This is a genomic window from Lysinibacillus sp. NPDC096418 (assembly GCF_044762775.1).
Classification (GTDB): Bacteria; Bacillota; Bacilli; order Bacillales_A; family Planococcaceae; genus Lysinibacillus.
On record NZ_JBIWEY010000071.1, the window covers coordinates 1 to 4,745 of the forward strand.

Sequence of the window (4,745 nt, forward strand, 5' to 3'; positions counted from 1 at the left end):
CTCCGGCAGCATACCGAAGTCATTTAATCGCTGTTTAATGTAGCAAATGGTCTTTTATTAAACTGTCTACTTTATAGGGTTCAGTTCATTAATTGTGAACCTGGTCTTTTTTGAATAATAACCATAAGATCCATATATTCAATATACATTAATTTTTTATCATACGGTTAGGCCATTCTAATGTATTTCTAAGAAATGTTCACTCTTTTTTTGCACCTTCTTTTCATTTGATATTGCTCTCGATTTACGTAAATTCTAGGGAAACCTTGGCGTCATTTTTCTTAGATAGTATAAAATAAATCAATCATACCGTTAAAATAACTTGATAATTCCCATATGTTTTAAACGGAAGTAAGTGGTAATAAACAAGGCACTTTTTCAACATTTTATGCAAAATTCGCCCATTCACTTTCAAGATAATATAGCAAACATTTAATATTGGAGGCACTGACTGACAGGTAAAGTAGCTGTTTTGTCGGTGCTTCTTTTTCTATTTCATAAAAAGTGAATGATTGATGGCATTGGATTTTTGGAAGGTGTATAGTGCACCAGTCTATGTATTGAAGTGCAATGAATGGGCAAAAATGAGAAATGACGATAGATGAAGAAAAAGAGAACATTCTTTGAAGAGGGCTTTTATTGAATTGATTGAAAGATATGTGTGTAAGAAGTTCGTAATTCAAGAAATGTCCTTGACGTTATTTGGATGAAATCGAAAAATGGCAAAGGGGCGAGGGTAAGTGGAGGTTATGAAAAATTATGCGGATCTAGTTCGGTTTATTGATAGTGTGAAGGCTGAGATTGAGATGCTGGAGGAGGATCATAAGTTTTGGAATGGGAAGAGTGAGCACTTGCCACTTCGTCATTATGGACTAGATATCTCGATTGAGCGTAGCGATCGTTTGATTAAGCGTATTCACCAGCTGCAGGGGAAGCTTGATTATTATAGAGTGATCGAAGAAGAAATTCGTTTGAACATAGAAAAGCTCGAAGGATTACCATATAAGATTGCCAAGTTACGTTTCATTGACGGTCATTCATATATGGAGGTTGCAGAAATTCTTGGCTACTCGTATAGCCATATTCGTATGGTAGTATGTAATAACAAAGTAGCTGGGAACAGTGAGCGGGCAATGTATGTAGACAATTTATAGTCTGAAAAATCTATCCTTTGTAAGGCGCTTAGCGGAATGGCTAGGTGTCTTTTTGTTGTACTAAAACAAATAACGCAAATTAAATTGCGATTGGCGTGGCCTTTTATTAGGCAAATTAGCAGAGATATATTAATGTTTTAATATAAAATTCTAATTACTGGATGAATATTTACTGAATTAGTAGAGGTGGTAACTATATGGGGATTGCAGAAGTATTAACAATTGTATTTATAGTTTTAAAGCTAACGGGAGTAATTGCATGGTCGTGGTGGTTAGTGCTATTACCATCGATTATCTCCTTTAGTATCTACGCTTTGTTAATAATTATAAAGATAGTGATGGTTATTATTGCTGTGGTAGCAGTAAAAAAACGTAAATAGTTGTTTTTTTGCAAGAGATTTCAAATGAATCTCTAATGCATATGCTACTATAATGGTTAAAATATGTTAATTCAGGAGGGCTATTATGTATTTAGAGTACACATTTACCGACTTTCCTAAATGGAAAACGAAACGATTCATTATTCGTAAAGCTTTAGAAAGTGACTGTCGTGATATTTTTGAACTTTATGCAGATGAGAGAGTAGTTAAATATATGCCCTTTACTCCATTTACTTCTATAGAAGATGCAATCAATGAATTGAATTGGTATGATAAAATTTTCAAAGAACAGATGGGTTTAAGATGGGTAATTGAGGAAGCGGAGTCCAAAAAAGTTATTGGAACATGCGGTTTTTTAAATTATGAAAGAGCTCATAATCGTATAGAAATCGGCTATGATTTAAATCCAATTTATTGGGGGAAGGGTGTTATGAAAGAAGCACTAAATTGTATTATTCATTTTGCCTTTGTGACGATGAATATCAATAAAATCGAAGCGAAAGTTGAACCAGAAAATAAATCATCAATTAAATTATTGGAAAAATTAAATTTTAAAAAAGAAGGTGTTTTAAGACAACATGAATTTGAGAAAGGGAAATATGTCGATCTTGCTATTTTCTCTAAATTAAAAAGTGAATATGAGTAAAGCTTAAAAAACTTTGCTGTTTTTTAAAAAGTGGTTGTTACTCAGTGAGGAAGATGAGCAGGGAATTTCAGTAGATTCTTTTAGCAGAAGAGATGAATGTAGCCTTTTAGTATTACACCAAAGACCAGTGAGGCTAAAAAAGTCGAATAGGTCTTTTTTTGCAGGTGGTAGAAAATTATTACTGTAAAAATTTATTAAATATTGATAATGTGATTTAAAAAAACCAGCAAAGCTTATTAGCCTAGCTGGTCCTTTTTTGATTTCTTAAGAGATATGCATCATATAATGTGCCTTATTTCAATCGAAAATGAGGAGAAGATGTCTATACTATCGTTTAAACTAACAACAATATTTTACAAGTTTAATCTTTATGGTTAATTTACTAGGATTAACATCCAATATGTTCTTGCTTGAAACTATAGTAAACGGCTGCAATTTTACATAAATATTATTTAATATACTTGGTAACAAAGTTGGTTACTTTTTCTTCATATAATGCTGGATTAATGTCATACGCATTAGCATGCTCGGCATCAGGTACAACATATAACTCTTTTTCTGTATTTGCAGCTTCATATAATTCATAGACCATTTCAAAAGGAACGAAGGTATCCTTTTCACCATGAATAAACATAATTGGAAGTTTTGCTTTTTTTACTTGCTCTAAAGCTGAGGCTTCCGAAAATGTATAACCAGATTTCAATTTTGTTAGAAGACTTGTACTATTTACTATAGGAAATCCAGGTAAATTATACATACGCTTAAGCTGATACTCTAACACACCTTCAGCACTTGTATAACCGCAATCCTCTACGATTGCTTTGACTTGTTTTGGGAGATTCTCACCACTAGTCATTAATACTGTAGCGCCTCCCATTGAAACACCATGAAGTAAAATTTCAGAGTCCTTTCCATTCTTCTCTATTATGTAATTAATCCACTGTACATAATCTTTTCTTTCTGGCCATCCAAATCCAATATAATCACCTTCACTCTCTCCATGACCACGTGCATCAGGCATTAGTACATTATAGCCAAGTTTTTCTTGATAGAATTTAGCAAAGCGAGCCATATCCTTTGCTTTTCCTGTATACCCATGTGCAATAATAACAGTTTTATTAGTAGGCACTTTAGCTTCAAAGTAATACCCTTTTAGTTTTAGATCATCGTTAGATGTAATGACGATTTCTTCTAAAGGTGTGTTATCTAACCATTTTCCACCTTCATCTCTAAGCGTTACACCGCTAGATAACTCTAAATCAGGATTATTATTCATGAAGTCTTTAGGCCCACTCCTTGCTACAGCAAGGTTATAGAAATAATTACTGACTCCTATTAAACTCGCTAATAAAATTACAATTATTATAAATGATGTTATTATGAGCTTTTTCTTTGTCAAGCTTACCACTCCTGTTAACTATGATTTGTTGCTAGTATATACTATCAGTAGTAGATACTAATTGTCTATGGAAAATATATTCTATAATACTCATCTATTTGGTGGTAATACTGATATTTAATTGCTCTAATTTGGTCTAATCAAAAAACGTCCTGTATGATTGAATGAGCAAGGTAGGTGTAGCAGGTTACTACTGATAGAGTGGGTGATTTAGAATTGGAGAAGCAATTTGAAGTTAAGCCTGAAAGACGTATTAACGATTAAGCCGATTGTATATGACAGAGTTTCAAGTGTGAAGTTAATTGAAAAGTTTATTGAAAAATGTACCATAACAGCGACAAAATCAAAGGATTCTTTTTAGCTGCAGCAATCGATGGTGTTGTAGGAATGGTTTTTATAGCTTTATAAAATTCAATCTTTGGAGTATGAAAAATTACGAAAATCAACTGGAAAATACGTTTAAAACACAAACCATTTTTTGTATCATTATTTACTTTGGCATTTTTGCTAGTGCAAAAAGTAGCAGCATTGTTTGTGTACGATACTACAATTTATAACGAGCAAGCGACAGATTTATTTAGCACTGTGCTTGCTTTTTTAGTGCTCATTGGTGTTGTGATTGATCCAACAACACAAGGTGCTAACGATAGTAATCAAGCTTTTGAATATAACAAACCACGTGATGTTTTGAAGGAGGATAAATAATGGTAACAATCTGTGGAAAAATAGTTTCGGACGTACAAGCTGGCGCTAATAAAATAAAGACAGATAAACTAGCAAATGTGGTAGCTGTGTAGACGACAAAGACCAAGATAGCTTTAATAGAAACTTGTTTTTAATTTGCAAAAATATGTAGTTTGAAAGGATAATCGTTTTTTTATGAAGAAGTAATGTAGAGAATAAGACTTTTTATTTAGATAAGGAGCGAATGATGAAAAAACTAACAACTATACTTTTGATATTAGCATGTGTCTTACCGACAATTATGAACATAAATGTCACTGTGAACAACCGTATCAGTATTTATAAAAGTAGCAAGGATGAATAAATAACAAAGCCTAGGTACTCAATATATGAACTGAACCCCGAATAGTGGACACTTTAAAAAGTGACCCTATTCGGGGTTTTTTGTTCATTTCACAAAAAAATCTCGTTATACTAAATAT

General features: G+C 32.7%; 6 protein-coding genes. 5 read left to right on the top strand and 1 reads right to left on the bottom strand.

Annotated elements, in window-relative coordinates; all coding sequences use genetic code 11:
• The first annotated feature begins 740 nt into the window (after window positions 1–740).
• From ACIQZG_RS24285 to ACIQZG_RS24295, 3 genes are all read left to right on the top strand, one after another.
• The gene (locus ACIQZG_RS24285) at window positions 741–1,154 is read left to right on the top strand and encodes an RNA polymerase sigma factor sigma-70 region 4 domain-containing protein (protein WP_402758706.1); all 414 of its coding nucleotides are present in this window, start codon (window positions 741–743) and stop codon (window positions 1,152–1,154) included.
• Window positions 1,155–1,351: 197 nt separating this feature from the next.
• A complete protein-coding gene (locus ACIQZG_RS24290) occupies window positions 1,352–1,534 on the top strand; it encodes a transmembrane Fragile-X-F protein (RefSeq protein WP_402758708.1) in 183 nt (60 codons plus the stop codon).
• Window positions 1,535–1,619: 85 nt separating this feature from the next.
• On the top strand, window positions 1,620–2,180 hold the full coding sequence (locus tag ACIQZG_RS24295; RefSeq protein ID WP_402758710.1) for a GNAT family N-acetyltransferase: 561 nt from the start codon (window positions 1,620–1,622) through the stop codon (window positions 2,178–2,180).
• Between the two features lie 448 nt (window positions 2,181–2,628).
• On the opposite strand, the gene ACIQZG_RS24300 is transcribed toward ACIQZG_RS24295, so the two are convergent.
• Window positions 2,629–3,579 (bottom strand): alpha/beta hydrolase, encoded by a 951-nt coding sequence (locus ACIQZG_RS24300; RefSeq protein WP_402758712.1) that lies wholly within the window; start codon window positions 3,577–3,579, stop codon window positions 2,629–2,631.
• 229 nt (window positions 3,580–3,808) lie between these two features.
• Here ACIQZG_RS24300 and ACIQZG_RS24305 point away from each other — a divergent pair, with 229 nt between their 5' ends.
• Together ACIQZG_RS24305 and ACIQZG_RS24310 are read left to right on the top strand one after the other, a co-directional pair.
• Window positions 3,809–3,940: a hypothetical protein gene (locus tag ACIQZG_RS24305; RefSeq protein ID WP_402758713.1), complete on the top strand. Its 132-nt coding sequence runs from the start codon at window positions 3,809–3,811 to the stop codon at window positions 3,938–3,940.
• A gap of 92 nt (window positions 3,941–4,032) precedes the next feature.
• Complete coding sequence (locus tag ACIQZG_RS24310) at window positions 4,033–4,284, top strand: phage holin (RefSeq protein WP_402758715.1); 252 nt, start codon at window positions 4,033–4,035, stop codon at window positions 4,282–4,284.
• The last annotated feature ends 461 nt before the right edge of the window (window positions 4,285–4,745 follow it).

Bases quoted from the DNA above. Each gene is read 5' to 3' on its own strand.
- ACIQZG_RS24290 (WP_402758708.1), top strand. From the start codon at position 1,352: ATGGGGATTGCAGAAGTATTAACAATTGTATTTATAGTTTTAAAGCTA.
- ACIQZG_RS24295 (WP_402758710.1), top strand. From the start codon at position 1,620: ATGTATTTAGAGTACACATTTACCGACTTTCCTAAATGGAAAACGAAA.